The 17731-nt window shown below is 70.7% G+C and carries 8 protein-coding genes and 1 pseudogene; 3 read left to right on the forward strand and 6 right to left on the reverse strand.

What is annotated here, in order from left to right; translation table 11 throughout:
• Window positions 1–115: 115 nt before the first annotated feature.
• From ACWIGI_RS29035 to ACWIGI_RS29055, 5 genes and pseudogenes are all read right to left on the reverse strand, one after another.
• A complete protein-coding gene (locus ACWIGI_RS29035) occupies window positions 116–4627 on the reverse strand; it encodes an SbcC/MukB-like Walker B domain-containing protein (RefSeq protein WP_454205667.1) in 4512 nt (1503 codons plus the stop codon).
• 272 nt (window positions 4628–4899) lie between these two features.
• Window positions 4900–6258 (reverse strand): annotated as a pseudogene (locus ACWIGI_RS29040) (TIGR02678 family protein); the annotation flags it as partial.
• Window positions 6258–8054, reverse strand: coding sequence for a TIGR02677 family protein (locus ACWIGI_RS29045; RefSeq protein WP_454205668.1), 1797 nt, complete (start codon window positions 8052–8054; stop codon window positions 6258–6260). The pseudogene ACWIGI_RS29040 and the gene ACWIGI_RS29045, both read right to left, overlap by 1 nt.
• 283 nt (window positions 8055–8337) lie before the next feature.
• The gene (locus tag ACWIGI_RS29050; RefSeq protein ID WP_454205669.1) at window positions 8338–9108 is read right to left on the reverse strand and encodes a DUF2127 domain-containing protein; all 771 of its coding nucleotides are present in this window, start codon (window positions 9106–9108) and stop codon (window positions 8338–8340) included.
• A gap of 36 nt (window positions 9109–9144) precedes the next feature.
• A complete protein-coding gene (locus ACWIGI_RS29055) occupies window positions 9145–10338 on the reverse strand; it encodes an XRE family transcriptional regulator (RefSeq protein ID WP_454205670.1) in 1194 nt (397 codons plus the stop codon).
• 189 nt (window positions 10339–10527) lie between these two features.
• Here ACWIGI_RS29055 and ACWIGI_RS29060 point away from each other — a divergent pair, with 189 nt between their 5' ends.
• Entirely contained in the window at window positions 10528–10833 is a 306-nt protein-coding gene (locus ACWIGI_RS29060; protein WP_454205671.1) for a hypothetical protein, read from the forward strand.
• Window positions 10834–11191: 358 nt separating this feature from the next.
• Here the strand turns inward: ACWIGI_RS29060 and ACWIGI_RS29065 are convergent, their stop codons facing one another.
• On the reverse strand, window positions 11192–12085 hold the full coding sequence (locus ACWIGI_RS29065) for a PAC2 family protein (protein WP_454205672.1): 894 nt from the start codon (window positions 12083–12085) through the stop codon (window positions 11192–11194).
• Between the two features lie 210 nt (window positions 12086–12295).
• On the opposite strand from ACWIGI_RS29065, the gene metH reads away from it, so the two are divergent.
• Both metH and ACWIGI_RS29075 read left to right on the forward strand, forming a co-directional pair.
• Window positions 12296–15874: a methionine synthase gene (gene metH, locus ACWIGI_RS29070; RefSeq protein WP_454205673.1), complete on the forward strand. Its 3579-nt coding sequence runs from the start codon at window positions 12296–12298 to the stop codon at window positions 15872–15874.
• 81 nt (window positions 15875–15955) lie between these two features.
• Window positions 15956–17701, forward strand: coding sequence for a serine/threonine-protein kinase (locus ACWIGI_RS29075; protein WP_454205674.1), 1746 nt, complete (start codon window positions 15956–15958; stop codon window positions 17699–17701).
• The last annotated feature ends 30 nt before the right edge of the window (window positions 17702–17731 follow it).

Here is a 17731-nt window from a genome sequence, read left to right on the forward strand (position 1 = left end):
TGGGCCGGTTCCGGGCATATCGGCCTGGGCTCGTGTGTCGAGCTGGGCAGGCGCGCTGTGTCGCGCACTGGACAATCCGATCGAACTTCCCGAATGTCCGGTGCGCGAGCGGGACTCAGAGCAGCGCCACCGCGCCCTCCACCGCGTGCGGGAGCCGTCGCCGATTGGGGGAGCCGAGCGCGGTGGTCAGATCCGAGCCGTCGTGCTCGGCGAGCAGATCGGCGCTGTCCCACACCAGCAGCGTCGCACTGACGGTGTTCTCCGCCGCCGAGTGCGCCAGATCGTAGTGCGCGCAGCCCGGTACGTGCGCGTAGGTGATCCAGAGGTCGTAGCCGGTCATGAACAGATCCAGGTCGAATTGCACGGACAGGCCGAGCAGTTCGCTCTTACCGTTGTCGTCGACGCCGGCGAACGCCTCGTCCAGCGCCAGCAGGCGCGGGGCCTGCGGATCGGCCGAATCCAGCATGACGTGCGCGGCGGCGAACAGCGGCAGGTGCAGCGAGACCGACTGCTCACCGCCCGAGAGCGCGCTGTGCCTGGCCACGGTGAGCCGGTCCTCGGTGCCGTCGGAGGTGATGATGGTGAACGAGAACACCCGCCACGCGCGGTAATCCAGTGTCGCGGCCAGGATCTCGGGGAACGACCGCTCGGGGTGCGCGGCGCGCGCGGCGCGGATCTCGGCCGCGAAGTGCGAGCGGATGACGGCCAGGTCCTCGGGCACCAGCTCCGCGGAATCGCGGTCCAGGAGCTTGCACACCGCGCGGGCGGGTTCGGAGAGGGTGTCCGCGAGCACCCAGTGCACGCCGATGGTGTTGCCCGAGGACATGCGCCGCTGCTTCATCTCCATTCCCATGCGGGTGATGAGATCGCGGGCGTCGCCGGTGCGTTCGTGTATCTGCTGGGCGAGGCCGGTGAGCAGCGCGTCCTCGAGGATGCGGCGCTCGGAATCGGTGAGCAGCAGTTCCTGGTCCTTGCGCGCGCCGCCGATGCGCTCGGCGAAGTCGGCCAGCGCGGACAGGCCGTGATCGTCGTGCACCTGCACCACGGTCAGGCCGTCGGCGGCGTCCCAGTGCAGGCGATAGTCCTGGCGGGCGGCGGTGAGCGCGGCGTCGAATTCCTGCAGCGCGGTGGTGACCGCGCTGCGGGTGGACTTGCGGGTGGCCTCGCCCGCGCGCACCGAAGCGGTTGCGGCCGCGAGGTTCTCGAACAGCGTCGCGACTTCCTCGGGCAGCACCCGCATGTCCTGTTCGGGGTCGCCGTTCTCGATGCGGTACAGCAGCTGCTCGGGGGTGGACCAGGCGGCATCGCTGGCGGGCCAGCGATTCTCGACGGGCGCGCCCAGCAGGCTGAGCAGGTCCGGGCGCGCGTAGGGGGCCAGATGCCGGACGTCGGCGAGCAATTCGGTGAGGGCGGTGCGCAGGGTCTCGTGCGCGGCCCGGTGCGCGCCCTCGGCGGTGCCGACCGCCTCGATGGCCTCGTGCGCGGCCTTGCGCGCCGCCTTCTGTTCCGCGCGGGCGGCGTCGATGCGCTCGCGGGCGGCTTCGAGCTCGCGGTCGATGTCGGCGGCACCGGCGCCCAGCGCCTCGCGCAGGGTCTCGAGCTTGCGCAGCTGTTCCTCGTAACCCGAGCGCGCGGCCTCGGCCTCCTCGGCGAAGGCCTCGGCCAGGTCGGTGGCCTCGTCGAGCCGGTCGGAGGTCTCGCGCGAGCGCTCGTGCTCGCGGGCGTGATCCCCGCGCAGGCGCAGCAGCGCGGTGCCCGCGTTCTCGAAGTGCCGGACCGCGGCGGCGAGAGCGTCCAATTCGGCGGGGTCACGGGGCGCGCGGTGCTCGGCGGCGACGGCGCGCACCTTCTTGTCGGCGGCGCCGTACTCGCCCACCGCCTGATCGATGTCGCGCTCGGCCTGCGCGGCGGCCTCCGACCGCGAGCGCAGCATGCCCGCGGCCTCGGAGACGGCGCGCAGCGCGGCGGTGACGGCGGTGGTGCGCGGCAGCGCCTTGGCCGCGGCCGACACCCGCCCCAATTCCGCGGTGGCGGACTGCTCTTCGGTCTTCGCCTGCAGGGCCTCGGTCTCGGCCGTCTCGATCGCGGCGGCCAGCTCGGCCAGCCGCAGCTCCCGCCGCCGGGCCCGCGCGGTGGCCCCGATGAATTCGGCGTCGCCCTTGTGATGCCGCCCGACCTGCACGCCCTGCCGGTACCGCCCGTCGGTGCCGATCGTCAGCTGACCGTCCGCGCCGACAGCGGTGGCGGTGCTCGCGACCCGCGCGGTGGGGCTCTCGTACAGCGCGACGGAAGCCAGGACCGCGGCCACCCGCTCGCGCGGCACAGTCAGCGCGTCCGAGTCGTCCTCGGCAACCAGCAGGTCCGCGAGTGTCCGTCCACTCGGCCGCTGATCCGGTGGCAGCGGCACCAGGAACTGGTCCGAGACGTGCTCGGGCAGATCGGCTTCGGCGCACACCCAGCCGTCGAGCAGATTGGCGGCCTGCAACGCCGCTTCGATACCGGCTGCGGCGTCCGGCTCGATGCCGTCCGCGAACCGCACGAGCCGCCACAGCGGCGCTCCGCTGCGCCCACCGACGCTCCCGGAGACGTCGGCCGAATCCTGCCGCGCGCCAGTGATTCCGGTGCGATCATCGGGCCGTGCCCGGCCTGACCTGGCGGTCGCGCCGATCGGGCCGCCGGAATCGGAGTGCGAGCGCGCCCCGGGCCGATCTGTGCGGGCGTGGAAAGCCGGTGGGGCGTCGTCGCGTTCGGCGGCGACCTGTTCGCGCTCGGCGCGGAGTTCAGCGGCGCGTTCGGTGGCCTGGGCGGCGCGGGTGCGAGCCTCCTGACGGCGGCCGCGAATCTCGTCCGTGAGCGGCTCGGAGCGCTCGGCCAGCACCTCGGCCGGGGTGAGAGAGGGGAGGGGCTCCTCGGAATGCGCTGTCGCAGTGGCTGTCGAGGCATCGGCCTGGGCGGCGGGCACGCCGTCGTCACCGCCGGAACCATCCGCGCCACCGGTGATGGCACCGGCCGCACCACCGCGACCGCGCTTCTTGCCCTTCGCCGGCGCGGGCGGACGGGCCGAGTGCTCGGTTCCGGCCTGGGCCAGGGCGTCGTTGACGGCCTCGAACAGGCCCTCGCGGACGGGGGTGTAGACCTCGCGGTGGGTGTCCCACCAATCGCGCAGGGCGGTGGCCGTATCCGCGCGAGCCAGGGCCACCGCGGCCTCGGCCTCGGCGAGCTCGACGGCGGCGGACTCGCGAAGTTCGGTGGCGCGGTGGGCGGCTCGTTCGGCGCGGGTCCGTTCGGTCGCGGCGGCCTCGACCAGGGTGAGGGCGCGGCGCACCGCGCGGACGTCCGCGTCGCGTTCCTCGGCGTGCGCGCGCACCGTGGTGGTGAGGTGGTCGGCGCGGGCCTGTTCGGGCAGCGCGGTCCAGGCGATACCGGCTTCCTCGGCGGCCGAACGCAATTCGTCCTCGCCGCGGGCCAGCGCCGCGGCGGCATGCTGCACCGCGGCCAGCGCGCGCTCGGACTCCCCGGCGCGCTGATCGACCGTCTGGCGGGCCTTGAGCGACTTGTCGTGGTGCACCGCGGACGAGGCTTCCAGGCGGCGCACGGCGTCGGCGAGATCGTCGAGCTGCTGTTTGCCCTCGTAGGCGCTCGAGCGCTGCAGCGTCTCGCGATCGGACAGCGCCTGCTCGTAGGCGCGATCGGCGTCCTCGGCCCGGGTTTCCACGGCGGCGCGCTCGCCCTCGCGGCGCCGGCGCAGCGCGGCGGCCGCGTGCAGGGCGGTTCCGGCGTGGGTCACCGCGTCCAGGCGCGTGCGAACCTGATCGACATCGGTCTTGGCCTGTACCGCAAGGTATTTGCGGTACACGCCCACGAACGCGCGGGTGGCGGTGTCGGCCTGCACCAGGCCCTCGAGGGTGCGCCCGACCTCTTCCATGTCGCTGAACGAGCGCGCGGCGTCCAGGATCATCTGCTCGTCGAGCGGGCGCAGCCCGTCGGTGAGCGCCTGGGACAGCCCGCGCGGGTCGAGGTTCTTGGCCAGCTGCGGACGCCGCAGGGTCAGAATGAGATTGATGAGCTGGTCGTACCGCTGCTGCCCGAGCCCGAACATGCGGGCGTCGATCGCGGCGCGATACTCCACCGGCCGGTCGACGATGGCGTCCCCGCCGATCTGCTCGGCCAGCTGCTTGCGGGTGAGCGGGCGATCGTCCGGGCCCAGCAGCGAGAAGTCCACGCCGACACGGCCGTCGGCGACGAAGTACCAGCGCGTCACCTTGTCCGAGGACCGCGTCGCGCGCATGCCGATACCGATGGTGACCGCCTCGGGCGCGTCCCAGCTGCCGCGCGCGAACTCCATCCACACGTACGAGTAGGCCGATTCCTGCTTGCGGTACAGCAGGTTCGACTTCATGGTGCGTTCTTCACCGGCGAACGGGTTGAGCCGGCGCGGCTCGATCCGCCCGTCCAGCACGAACGGGAACAGCACCTCGAGCGCCTTGGTCTTGCCGGATCCGTTGGGCCCGCGCAACACCAGCCGCCCGTCGCCGAAACAGAACTCCTGGTCCCGGTAGTCCCACAGGTTGACGATCCCCGCGCGCGTGGGAACGAAGCGGACCCCACCGTGAATAAGCTCACCCATCAGTCCCCGGAACCCTTCTCGATAGACTCTGCCGCACTACCGTCGTCCTGCCACCCCGCCGCACTCTCGCCCGCGCGCGGTTCCGCCCTGTCAGGCGTCGCCTCCGCCCCGGCCCCCGAATCTCGGGTCGAGTCCGTGGCGAGGGTTCCCATGTCCGAACCCCCTCCGGGTGCGGGCTTCTCGATCTCCGCCATCTCGGATTCGGCCGCTGCCCCGGCATCCGCGGGCGGTGACGTCGCATCCACGCCGGTCGCCGGGCCGCCGAGTTCGGTTGCGGAGCTGAACAACTCGGTCTCCGCGCGGGTGCGGATCGTCACGATCGCGCCGCGATAGCGGGCCAGGGCGGGCAGGATCAGGAGGCCGGTGGCGACGGGCTCGACCAGGCGCAGGCGTTCGAGCAGGCTCACGGCCTCGGCGGTCAAACCGGGGACGTCGGCCTGCCACTGGGCGGCGAACGTGGCCCCGTAGCGGTGGGCGAGCATCGTGACCGTGTCGGCGATCCACTCCGCGGCGATGAACGGGAACTCCGGAATCTCCGGCTCGGGAACGTCTTCGGGCTCGGCGTCCTCGTCCGAGCCGAAGATGTCGGCCGGATCGGCCAGCGGCGCGAACACCGTCGAGCGGGGGATCGCGCTGTCGAGCTGCTCCTCCAGGTCGGTGAGCGGGCGTTCGGGCCGGGGCATGCGGATCACCGGATTGTCGATGTCCAGCACCAGATCCGCGATCTCGCCCGCGAGCAGCAGCGCCACCTGCGCCAGGGTTCCGGTGCCGGGGAAACGCACATCGGAGAGCCGCCCCGAGCTGTCGATCAGCGCGACGCCCTCGGCCCGCCGCTCCGCGCGCAGCCCGGTGACCAGCTCGACCTCGGCGACCAGCTTCTCCTGCGCGAGCAGCGTCCGATGCGGCTCGGCGAAGTCGTCGGCGTACACCACCGGCTGTTCGACCAGCGCCCGCCGCACCTTGCGCGCCGCGAGCGACTGTGCGGGCGAACGGGTGTCGCCGCCGCCGGCCTCCTCGCCGAGCAGCCCGGTGACACTGTGCAGGTGCTGCAGCGCCCGCGGCGGCCGGAACAGCGCGAACACCACCGACCGATCGATGTCGTACAGCGCCTCGCCCGCCTCGGGGTCGCTCGCCCAGCCCCCGGCGTCACCGTCGGCGAGGGTGACCGCGCCGCGCGCGGCCAGCCACCCCACGGCGTCGACGAACGCGTCCCGATCGGCGGCGCGATCGGCCGCCAGATCGAGCCCGTCGACCCGTTCGGTGTACGAGGCGACCTGATCGGCCAACTCCGACAGGGTGATCTGGTCCCCGGCGCGCCCCAGCGCCGCCAGCGCGAGCGCGAGATAGGCGTAGCGGCGGCGGTCGAACAGCCTATCCGCGGTGGTCCGGGCCGGGCGCCCGGACTCGAGCCGATCGAGCACCGGGAACAGGCGCGCCGTGGTCTCGGTGACCTCGAGCCGGTAGCCGAACAGCTCCGCGAGGTCCTCGCGCAGCTCGGTGGCCCACCGCCGAATCAACGGCAGCGCAATGCGATCCGGGTAGTTCCGGGTGACGAGGTGGTTGGCCAGCACCACCCGCGCAGCCCGCTGGTAGCTGTCCAGCGCGAGCGAGTCGATGGTCCGCGCGTGCATCACCGCACCCCCTGCTCGGCGGTGCGTGACGGTGTGGCGGCGTCGTTCGCGTCGGGCCGCTGCCCGGAGATCGGTTGGGGCGCATCGGCGCTGTCGAGGGATCCGGGTCCGTCGGTCGGCCCGGCACCTACACCGTCGCCCGTCGCGGTCCTGCCGGATTTCGTGCCTGCCGGGCCGGAGCCCGAGGCCGCGCGGGAGCCGGGCCCCGACTTGGCCGCGCGCAGCGAGGCCGTATCGCGCACCTGCAGCCGCCGATTGTTCAGGTGCAGCAGACCGCGTGCGGTGCGCACGGCCGTCGACCCCTCGCATTCGGAGACCGTCAGCGTCACCCCGCTGTCGGAACCCGTTGTGCCGGGCACCCTTCCGCTGACCGGAACCCATGCCGTGGAGGCGGCGTCCAGCAGGCGCAGCAGCACCTCGGTCTCGCCCTCGTCGAGTTCGCGTTCGTGGATGTCGGCCGCGGCCAGCGACGCGGCGGCCCGGGCGCGGGCGCGCTGGGCGTCGAGCTGGGTCTGGCGCAGTCGCCGGATGCCGGCGTCGTTGCGCTGCAGCCGGGCGGGCGCGCCGGGCGTGGGCGGGCGGCCGGTCTCGGCCAGCGTGCGCGCGATCTCCAAAGGCGGTGCGTCCCACCAGGAACGAATGGCGGGGATGACATCGGCGTCGGGATGCTGCATCGCCAGATGCCGGGGCCTGCCCAGCCCGAAGACCGCGTCGAACAGCGCGTGCGCGGCGTCGGTGGACGGCGCGGCGGTGAACCAGCCGGCCAGATGCCGCAGCGCCGACTCCCGGCTGACCCCGCCCTTGCGGGTTTCGGTGACCCGGCGCAGCAGCGACAGCACCGCGGCGATGGCGCTCATGGTCGCCTCGCGCAGCCGATCGCATTCGGTGATCCCGCCCTCGCCCGCGTCGTTCACGAACCACGAGCGCAGTCCCTGCCAGCGGGCGCGCCAATCGGTTTCCCGCTCGGCCCGATTGAGCAGCACCCGCTCGTCGCAGCGCGCCGCGCGCTCGATGAGGTCGTCGACCCCCGTGTCCTCCACCTCGCGGATGGCCGCGGCCAGCCGGGGCGCGAAACGGGCCAGGTCCATGGAGAACTCGCGCATGTGCGCCAGCAGCGCGTCCTTGTGCGCGAGGAACGCCTCGGGGGTGGCCTCGGTGGTGCGCACGAGATCGCCGAGGGTCAGATAGAAGTGCGCGGCCCGGTCGGCCAGGTCCGACAGCGCGCGGTCCAGGCGCGCGAGCACCCGGTACACCTGCGGGGAGTCCCCGCCGCGGTTGGCCTCGGCCAGCGTGCGCAGGTCCGCCAGCAGCTCGGGCAGTACGAGCCGCGAGAGCGACGCCTCGTCGAGCCGGGCCTCGAGCACGTCCGACACTGCCCGATATGCCTGAAATCCCGCCTGGGAGAACTGGTACACGAAGTGCCGGTTCCGGTATTCGGCGAGCGTCGCGGCCCGCGTGCCGTCGTAACTGCGCTCGAGGACGCCCCACTGATGCAGCTGCTCGAGCAGCGGCCCGACCTCGGTCGGCGTCAATCCCGGTGCGCCCGGGCAACGTCCGAGCGTCTCGCACACGTCGGAGGCGTGCAGCAGCACCACGTAGGCGCCCCGGGCGATATCGAACGCGCGCAGAACCCACAGGTAGTCGCCCCGCTTCTCGGCGGTGGCGAAGGAGAACAGCCGCAGCCTCTCGGCGTGCGGGAACTCCTCGGCCCGGACCCCCTCGGGGCCGGGCAGCAATCCGTCAGCGGACTCGTACACCGGGCAAAGGGTAGTACCGCCCACCGACCGGTCCGGCATTGCGCCCGGTCTCGGCGCGCCCGCGTCGCACAACCTCCGCCCGCAAGCCCATCTTCGGTCGTCCACGCCCCGCGGTACCCGGACCGCGGAGACGTGGGGCCCGCGCTCCCGCGCCGTCGCACCCGGCCCGCACCGGAACTCGGCGCCGGCGACCACCCGAGCTGTCGTCTCGGAGTCGCGGTCGCGTGTGCGGCGACACGGTTCCTGGTCGGGAACCGAGAAGTGGCAGCGGCCACCGCATGAGCTGCCGGTGGCGCGATCACCAGTGCGCCGTGGTCCAGCGTCAGACTGCGGGCGAGGCCGACTCCACCGCCGCGCGCTCGACGGTGAGCAGACTCTCGGTGTGATGCTCGGCGTAATAGGCCGCCGCGCCCCCGTGCAGACCGAACAGCCGCTTGGACCACAGCAGCCACACGATGGCGGTCAGGTTCACCAGCAGCGCCGCCACCCGCAGCACCGTCACCCTCTCGGTCAGCTCGTAGATCTCCAGCGGCAGGAAGATGCTGGTCGCGATGACCGCGAAGTACTCACCCCAGCGCTCGACAAGCCACAACCCGGTCGCTTCGACGAGTTGGACTGCGGCGTAGGCGAATATGGCCACCGCGAGCCAGGTCAGGGTGGCAGGGGAGAGGGTGAAGGCCCGGTCGGTCCAGGTGAAGATCTTGGAATGATCGGGATCCCAGCCGATCTGGTCCGCCAGCTGCCGCAGCAGCGGCAGATCCTCGTCCCACACCGCCCGCCAGTGCTCCTGCGATCCCCGCAGCTTGAGCACCCCGGCGCCGAGCAGGATCAGCACCAGCGCCCGCAGGACCCGCTCGGTGGCGAGCAGGCGCATGATCACCCGGTCGCGCAGCAGCCGCCCGCGCGGCACTTCGGGCGCGTCCTCGGCCGGGCCGTGTGCGCGAGCCGGACCCGGCACGAAATCCCCGCAGCGCAGACAGCGCCACGACTGTCCGGCGGCGGTGTCGACATGCAGCCGCGCGGCGAGCTCGGGCTCGTCCGGGGCGTAGGTCTCGTGGCCGCGAACGGCGCAGGTCCAGAGACTGATGTCCATGAAAAGGAGCGTAACCGGCATATCGCCGGAGGCGGTTCAGCCCGCCGCGAGCGAGCGCAACTGATCGAGATAGGTGCGCGTGCGCGGGTCCCCGGGAAAGCGCTGGATCATCTCGCGCGCGGTCTCCCCGGCTATCCACATGAGCGAGGGCAGCGACCGCCGTTTGCCGGTGAACGCCCGCAGGCCCTCGTCCAGCGCCAGTTCGAGATTGCGGTCGCGCACCGCCACCACGGCCAGGGTCAGATGCGCCTCGGCCACCCGCATGGGTTTGCGAATGGACCCGTCCGGCCGGGTGGCGGACGCGATGACCTGACGCGCATAGCTTTCGGCGAGCCGGTCGTCCCCGGCCACGCGGCAGCAGTCCATGGCGTAGAAGTCGAACTTCTGCGGATCGACCACGAAATGATTGTCCAGGTTGGTCGGATGATCCATATTGTCCAGAATCGAACGGCCCTGGGCGAGAGCGGCTTCCACCTCGCGCCGATCACCGAGCCGCGCCCACGCCTTCGCCCGCTGCGCGGCCAGCTGCACCCCGACCCCCAGCTGCGCGGCGCCGGCGTGCGCGGCCTCGGCCGTTTCGATGGCGCCCCGGTAGTTGGCCTGGGTCAGGGCGAACCAGGCCGCCATTTCCGCACCCCAGCCGATGATTTCGGCGTGATCGGCCTCCTGGCCGAGCGAGAGCGCCGCGCGGCGGGTCGCTTCGGCGGCGGTGCGCCAGCCCAGGTCGTAGTCGACGCACCCGACCAGCAGCGCCACCCAGCCGGCCAGCACCAGGACCTCGCGATGCTGGGCGAGGGTCAATCTGCCGTCCAGCAGTGAGGTGATCCGGCGTAGCCACGCGGTGCCCTCGGCGTGCAGTTCGTGTGGGTCACAACAGGGATACTCCGAACACAATCGATCGGCGGTGATGCGAATGGCGTCCAGGGTCGCCGAGGAGACATCGGACATGCGCAGCCTGCCGATGAATTCGAGCGTGTCCATCCCTGTGGCGGAGAGCAACTCGTCATCGCGATTGGGCCGCGCCTTGGGAAAGAACGCGGCCGTGACCGTGTCGAAGGACGCGGCGATGATGGGCGCGTAGAAGTCGTCCGGTCTGGATTCGCCGGACTCCCAACGCCTCCAGTTGCGCAGCAATGTGCTGTCGGTGGGTAGGTTGTGCGTGGACTTACCCCGCATCGCGCGCACGGCGTCGGCTTGTGACCACCCCCGAGCATCACGTTCGGCGCGCATTCGGACAGCCCAGACAGGTCGATCATCGCCAGCGGACACGTCTGTAGTATCTCACCAGTTAACGTTCGGTGGACCCGGATAGGGCACGTGGATGTCAGTGGGTTGACATCTGCAATTGCATCCGCGAGAACGTCATGCTGGTTGTGGGCACACTTCACGACAGCGATCCCCTATCCAATGGAGGTTCGGGTGGAAGCGTTGATCTATGGGTACGTGCGTGACGATCTGGCCGATGGCCGCAGCGAAGAGCTGGAGAACGCCATGACGAGCCTCGCTCGATCGGCCGGATTCTGCTTCGCCGCCACGTTCCATGAATCGACCCCGGGCGATGGCACCGCGTTCGCGGAGCTCACCGCCGAACTCAAGAGAGCCGATGCGCACCACGTCGTGGTGCCCTCGCTCGATCACCTTGCCGGCCAGACGATTCCGCGAGACATCCTCATCGCGAAACTGGCTCACGAGGCGGCAGCTCAGATCTGGGCCGTCGAACACTGACCGGCATCTGACGCGTCGCCCGTCGACGGCGCGGTACCAGCTGTTCTGTCCTGCACCGGCATACGCCTGGCTCGATAACCCGTGGCCACGGCATGAACCGCGCGGCCGTCACCCGGCCGCCGACCACCCCGCAGGGCGAACGGTCGGTCTGCGCTGCCCGCATCGGGTGTCCCACAGCGCCGCACGCGACCGTCCGCGGCCACGCGCGAGCACAGTGCGGGCCGCACGATCACCCGGTGGGGTGTGCGCGATCACCAGCGCGTGCACACGCGGGGCTTCGGCCGCGCACGTTCAGCCGCGGCCGCGCACGTTCGGACGCTGCCGGTGCACGTTCGGCCGCAACGCGTACGCGCCGTGATCAGAGCCCGAAGCCGCCGCGCCCGCGCCGGCGCAGGTACTTCTCGAACTCGGCCGCGATGGCGTCGCCGTCGATCTTCGCCATGGCCTCGTTGAGGTCGACCTCGGCATCGCCGCGCTCCTCGAGCGAGCGCACGTACTCCGCGATTTCCTCGTCGCCGGTGGTCATTTCGTTGACCGTGGACTCCCACTCCTCGGCCTGCTCCGGCAAACCGCCCAGGGGCACTTCGACATCGAGGACGTCCTCGACCCGGTGCAGCAGCGCGATGACGGCCTTGGGGTTGGGCGGCTGCGAAACATAGTGCGGCACCGCGGCCCAGAAGGAGATGGCGGGCACACCGGCGCGCACGCACGCGTCCTGCAGCACCCCGGTGATGCCGGTCGGCCCCTCGTACCGGGTCTGCTCGAGGTTGAACCGCTCGGCGGCTTCCTTGGAGTAGGCGGTTCCGGTGACGGGCACGGGCCGGGTGTGCGGGGTGTCCGCGAGCAGCGCGCCCAGGATGACCACGGTGGTGACATCGAGCTGCTCGATGAATTCCAGCAGGTCGTTGCAGAAGCTGCGCCAGCGCATGTTCGGCTCGACCCCGCGCAGCAGCACCACGTCGCGGTCGCTGCCGGGCGGCGAGCACACCGACAGCATGGTCGAGGGCCAGTGGATCTCGCGGGTGACGCCGTCGACCTGGCGGACGGTCGGCCGGTTGACCTGATAGTCGTAGTAGTCCTCGGAGTCCAGCTCGGCGAGGGGCTGCGCGTCCCAGATCAGTTCCAGGTGCTCGACCGCGCCACTGGCGGCGTCCGCGGCGTCGTTCCAGCCTTCGAAGGCGGCGACGAGTATCGGATTGCGCAAGGTGGGCAGCTCCGATTCGGGTGGCACCGGGGGTTCACTGGCGTTCACCCGGTCAGCTTAGGGGGTTGGGTGGCCAGACGTGCCAACGACGCGCAACCGCGCTGGTCGCGGGGTCCCGCTCACGACATGCGGGAGACCGCCGCCGGGAGCCCTCGGTACGGGCGAAGTGGGCGACCCGCCGGGCGGCGCGCGGAGGTCGCGGAGTGGCGCGCTACACCGAGGGTCGGATTGTCCGGAGCTCCCACTACTCTTGAGAGCATGTCTGTGTCCCCACGCGCCGAGTTCGACACCACCCTACTCGACACGCTCAATCGGCGTGTCGTGATCGGCGACGGCGCTATGGGCACCATGTTGCAGGCCGCGGATCTCACGCTCGACGACTTCCTGGGCCTCGAGGGTTGCAACGAGATCCTGAACGAAACCCGCCCCGACGTGCTGAAAAGCATCCACCGGGCGTACTTCGAAGCCGGCGCCGACGCCGTGGAGACCAATACCTTCGGCTGCAACCTGCCCAACCTCGCCGACTACGACATCTCCGACCGTATCCGTGACCTGTCCGAACGCGGCACCCGCCTGGCCCGCGAGGTCGCGGACGAGATGGGCCCGTCCGCGGACGGCACCCCCCGCTACGTGCTGGGCTCGATGGGCCCGGGCACCAAGCTCCCGACCCTGGGCCACGCGCCGTACGCCGTGCTGCGCGACGCCTACACCGAAGCGGCCCTGGGCATGCTCGACGGTGGCGCGGACGCCATTCTCATCGAGACCTGCCAGGACCTGTTGCAGGTCAAGTCCGCCATTGTGGGCAGCCGCAACGCCATGGCCCGGACCGGCCGCCGGATTCCGATCATCACCCACGTCACCGTGGAGACCACCGGCACGATGCTGGTCGGCTCGGAGATCGGCGCGGCCCTGACCGCGCTCGAGAACCTGGGCATCGACATGATCGGCCTGAACTGCGCCACCGGCCCGGACGAGATGAGCGAGCACCTGCGCCATCTGTCCAAGCACGCCGGTATGCCGGTCTCGGTGATGCCCAACGCCGGTCTGCCGGTGCTGGGCGCCAACGGCGCCGAATACCCGCTCACCCCCGAGGAACTCGCCGTCGCGCTGAGCGGTTTCGTCTCCGAGTTCGGCCTGGGCCTGGTCGGCGGCTGCTGCGGCACCACCCCCGAGCACATTCGCCAGGTCGCCGAGGCGGTGCGCACCACGACCCCGGCCGTGCGCGCCCCGCTGCACGAGCCGAGCGTGTCCTCCATCTACAGCCAGGTCCCGTTCCAGCAGGACGCCACGATCATGATGATCGGTGAGCGCACCAATGCCAACGGCTCCAAGGCTTTCCGCGACGCCATGCTCGCCCAGGACTGGCAGAAGTGCCTCGACATCGCCAAGGATCAGATCCGCGACGGGGCGCACATGCTCGACCTGTGCGTGGACTACGTGGGCCGCGACGGTGCGGTCGACATGACCGAGCTGGCCTCGCGCCTGGCCACCTCGTCCACCCTGCCGATCATGCTCGACTCCACCGAATTGCCGGTGCTGCGTGCGGGATTGGAGCAGCTGGGCGGTCGTTGCGCGGTCAACTCGGTGAACTACGAGGACGGCGCGGGGCCCGAATCGCGGTTCCAGCAGACCATGGCGCTGGTCGCCGAACACGGTGCGGCCGTGGTGGCGCTGACCATCGACGAGGAGGGCCAGGCCCGCACCGCCGAGACCAAGGTGGCCATCGCCGAGCGCCTGATCGCGGACATCACCGAGAACTGGGGTCTGCGCGAGTCCGACATCATCGTCGACACCCTGACCTTCACCCTGGGCACCGGCCAGGAGGAGTCGCGCAAGGACGGCATCGAGACCATCGAGGCCATTCGACTGCTCAAGCAGCGCCATCCCGAGGTGCAGACCACGCTGGGTCTGTCCAACATCTCCTTCGGCCTCAACCCCGCCGCGCGCCAGGTGCTCAATTCGGTCTTCATGAACGAATGCGTCGAGGCCGGACTGGATTCGGCCATCGTGCACGCTTCCAAGATCCTGCCCATGGCGCGGATTCCCGAGGATCAGCGCAAGGTCGCCCTGGACCTGGTCTACGACCGCCGGACCGAGGACTACGACCCGCTGCAGGAACTCATGACCATGTTCGAGGGCGTCTCGGCGGCCTCGTCCAAGGCCTCGCGCGCCGAGGAACTCGCGGCGCTGCCGCTGTTCGAGCGCCTCGAGCGCCGCATCGTCGACGGCGACCGCAACGGCCTCGAAGGCGACCTCGACGACGCCATGACCGAGGTGCCGCCGCTGCAGATCATCAACGAGACGCTGCTCGCCGGCATGAAGACCGTCGGTGAGCTGTTCGGCTCGGGCCAGATGCAGCTGCCGTTCGTGCTCCAGTCCGCCGAGGTGATGAAAACCGCCGTGGCGCACCTGGAACCGCACATGGAGGCCACCGACGACTCCGGCAAGGGCCGCATCGTCCTGGCCACGGTCAAGGGCGACGTGCACGACATCGGCAAGAACCTGGTGGACATCATCCTGTCCAACAACGGCTACGAGGTCGTGAATCTCGGTATCAAGCAGCCGATCTCGGCGATCCTCGACGCCGCGATGGACAAGAAGGCCGATGTGGTCGGCATGTCCGGGCTGCTGGTGAAGTCCACGGTCATCATGAAGGAGAACCTCGAGGAGATGAACACCCGCGGTGTCGCGGAACAGTTCCCGGTGCTCCTGGGTGGTGCGGCGCTGACCCGCTCCTACGTGGAGAACGATCTCACCGACGTCTACGCGGGCGATGTGCACTACGCCCGCGACGCCTTCGAGGGCCTGAACCTCATGGACCAGATCATGACCCGCAAGCGCGGCGGCGGCCTGGACCCGGACAGCCCCGAGGCCATCGCCGAACGGCAGAAGAACGCCGAACGCAAAGCGCGCCACGAACGTTCCAAGCGGATCGCCGAGGAGCGCAAGGCCAAAGAGGTGCCGGTCGAGGTGCCCGCACGGTCGGACGTCGCCGCCGATCTGCCGGTGCCGACGCCGCCGTTCTGGGGCACCCGCGTCATCAAGGGCCTGTCCGTGGGCGAGTACTCCGGTCTGCTGGACGAGCGGGCACTGTTCCTGGGGCAGTGGGGACTACGCGGCCAGCGTGGCGGTGAGGGCGCCTCCTACGAGGAGCTGGTGGAGACCGAAGGCCGTCCGCGCCTGCGGTATTGGCTCGACCGGCTCATCGCCGAGGGCGTGCTCCAGCACGCCGCGGTGGTGTACGGCTACTTCCCGGCGGTGTCCGAGGGCGACGATGTGATTGTTCTCACCGAGCCGAAACCCGATGCGGCGGAACGGTATCGCTTCACATTCCCGCGCCAGCAGCGTGACCGGTTCCTCAACATCGCCGACTTCATCCGCTCCCGCGAACTCGCCGCCGAACGCGGGCAGGTCGACGTGCTGCCGTTCCAGCTGGTCACCATGGGTCAGCCGATCGCGGACTTCGCCAATCAGCTGTTCGCGGACAACAACTACCGCGACTACCTCGAGGTGCACGGCATCGGCGTGCAGCTGACCGAGGCCCTGGCCGAGTTTTGGCACCGCCGTATCCGGGAAGAACTTGTGCTGGAAGGGCATTCCGTCGCCGACGACGATCCTTCCGATGTGCAGGAATACTTCAAGCTCGGCTACCGTGGCGCTCGCTACTCGTTCGGCTACGGCGCGTGCCCCGACCTGGAGGATCGCGCGAAACTCGTTGACCTGCTGGAGGCGGGCCGGATCGGAGTGGTGCTGTCGGAGGAGTTGCAATTGCATCCGGAGCAGTCGACGGATGCGTTCGTACTGCTGCACCCGGAGGCGAAGTACTTCAACGCCTAAGATTTTCACGAGGTTTCCGGGCTTTCGCGCAGAGTTGCAGGGTGGCTCGGCGCGCAAGACCAGCAGGAGGGGTACAACCACATGACTTCAGACCGGCTGATTGCGGGGCGGTACCGACTAACGGATCCGATCGGCACCGGTGCGATGGGGGTCGTGTGGCGCGCGACCGATGTTCGGCTGCGGCGCACCGTGGCCGTGAAGCAGTTGCTGCTGGGTCCGGGGCTCACCAGATCCCAGGCGCTCGAGGCCAAGATGCGGGCGATGCGGGAGGGGCGCATCGCCGCGCGGCTGCATCACCCCAACGCCGTGACCGTCTTCGACGTCGCGGAGGAGGACGGCCAGCCGTGGCTGGTCATGGAGTACGTGAACGCCGCCTCGCTCGCGGCGCTCATGCGGGACAAGGGTCCGCTCGAGCCCACCGAGGTCGCCCGGATCGGGGCCAAGGTGGCCGCGGCGCTGGCCGCCGCGCACAAGGCGGGCATCGTGCACCGCGATGTGAAGCCCGCCAACATCCTGGTCGCCGACGACGGCACGGTGAAGATCACCGACTTCGGCATCTCGCGCGCCATCGGCGACGTGACCGTGACCTCCACCGGCTTCCTGGCGGGAACCCCCGCCTACCTCGCACCCGAGGTGGCGCGCGGGGAGAACCCGGAATCGCCGTCGGACGTGTTCGCGCTGGGTTCGACGCTGTACGCCGCCGTGGAGGGCAAGCCTCCCTTCGGTGAGGGCGACAATCCGCTCGCGGTCCTGCATTCGGTGGCCCGGGCCATGGTGCCGCCGCCGCGCCGGGCCGGTGCGCTCGGTTCGGTGCTCATGGATCTGCTCGCCGCCGAGGCGGACGACCGGCCGGACATGGAACAGGCCGCCGAACGCCTGCAGGCGGTGGCGGACGGGCGCGTGCCCGCCCCGCATCAGCCGACCAAGGTTCTGCCCACCGCGGGAGCGGCCGCCGCCGCGGCCGCGGCGACCCCCGGTCCCGCCGACGCGTCGGGCTCGGATGCCACCACCGTCCTGTCCACCTCGCACTCCGGCCCGGCCGGCAATGCCGGTGACGCCACGGTGCACATCGACATGGCCAAGGACAGGGGCACGGACAAGTCCACCGCCCCGGTCCCGCCAGGGACCGGTCCCATGGTGCCCTTCGCGGCGAAGAACGGTGGCGGCGAAGGCAATTCACGCCGGTTCGCGCTGGCAGCCCTGGGTGTGGTCGCGGCGTTGCTGCTGGCCACGGTGATCGCCCTCGCGGTGAACCGCGGCGGTGACGAGCCGCCGTCCACCGCCGGCGGCACCAGCGCCACCGCGCCCGCGCCGGGCCAGGAGCCCTCGGAGAACCCCGAACCGGCGCCCGGCGGCGGCAACGTGCAGCAGCCCTCGCGCACCGGCGCGGCCGGCCAGGCCCCGCGGGCCACCACCACGACCACCGCGCCGCCGACCACCACCTCGGCGAACCCGAGCACTACGACGACCACCACTACGACGACCACGACCACCCCGCCGACCACCACACCGGCCGGTCCGCCGTCCCCGGCGGCGATGGCCTCGTTCATCCAGGGCTACTACGGCATGCTGCCGGGCAACCTGAACGGCGCGTGGGGGATGCTCACGCCCGGCTACCAGGCGTCGACCGGTGGGTTCGGCTCGTATTCGCAGTTCTGGTCGGGCATTTCCTCGGTGAGCGTGGGTGGTGTCACCCCGACGGGTGAAAACCGCGCCGTGGTCAACCTCACGTACAAGATGAAGAACGGTCAGGTCAGCAGCGAAAGCCGTTGGGTCACGATAGATTCCGCCAACGGCCGGATGCTGATCGCCGCCTCCGGTCTCTGACGCGAGCACGACGCGGCCCCGGCACAAGAC

Source organism: Nocardia sp. NPDC055321 (genome assembly GCF_053645575.1).

Excerpts from the sequence above, each read along its gene's own strand:
- ACWIGI_RS29035 (WP_454205667.1), bottom strand. The coding sequence starts at position 4,627 with ATGGGTGAGCTTATTCACGGTGGGGTCCGCTTCGTTCCCACGCGCGCG.
- ACWIGI_RS29045 (WP_454205668.1), bottom strand. The coding sequence starts at position 8,054 with ATGCCGGACCGGTCGGTGGGCGGTACTACCCTTTGCCCGGTGTACGAG.
- ACWIGI_RS29050 (WP_454205669.1), bottom strand. The coding sequence starts at position 9,108 with ATGGACATCAGTCTCTGGACCTGCGCCGTTCGCGGCCACGAGACCTAC.
- ACWIGI_RS29055 (WP_454205670.1), bottom strand. The coding sequence starts at position 10,338 with ATGCGCGCCGAACGTGATGCTCGGGGGTGGTCACAAGCCGACGCCGTG.
- metH (WP_454205673.1), top strand. The coding sequence starts at position 12,296 with ATGTCTGTGTCCCCACGCGCCGAGTTCGACACCACCCTACTCGACACG.
- ACWIGI_RS29075 (WP_454205674.1), top strand. The coding sequence starts at position 15,956 with ATGACTTCAGACCGGCTGATTGCGGGGCGGTACCGACTAACGGATCCG.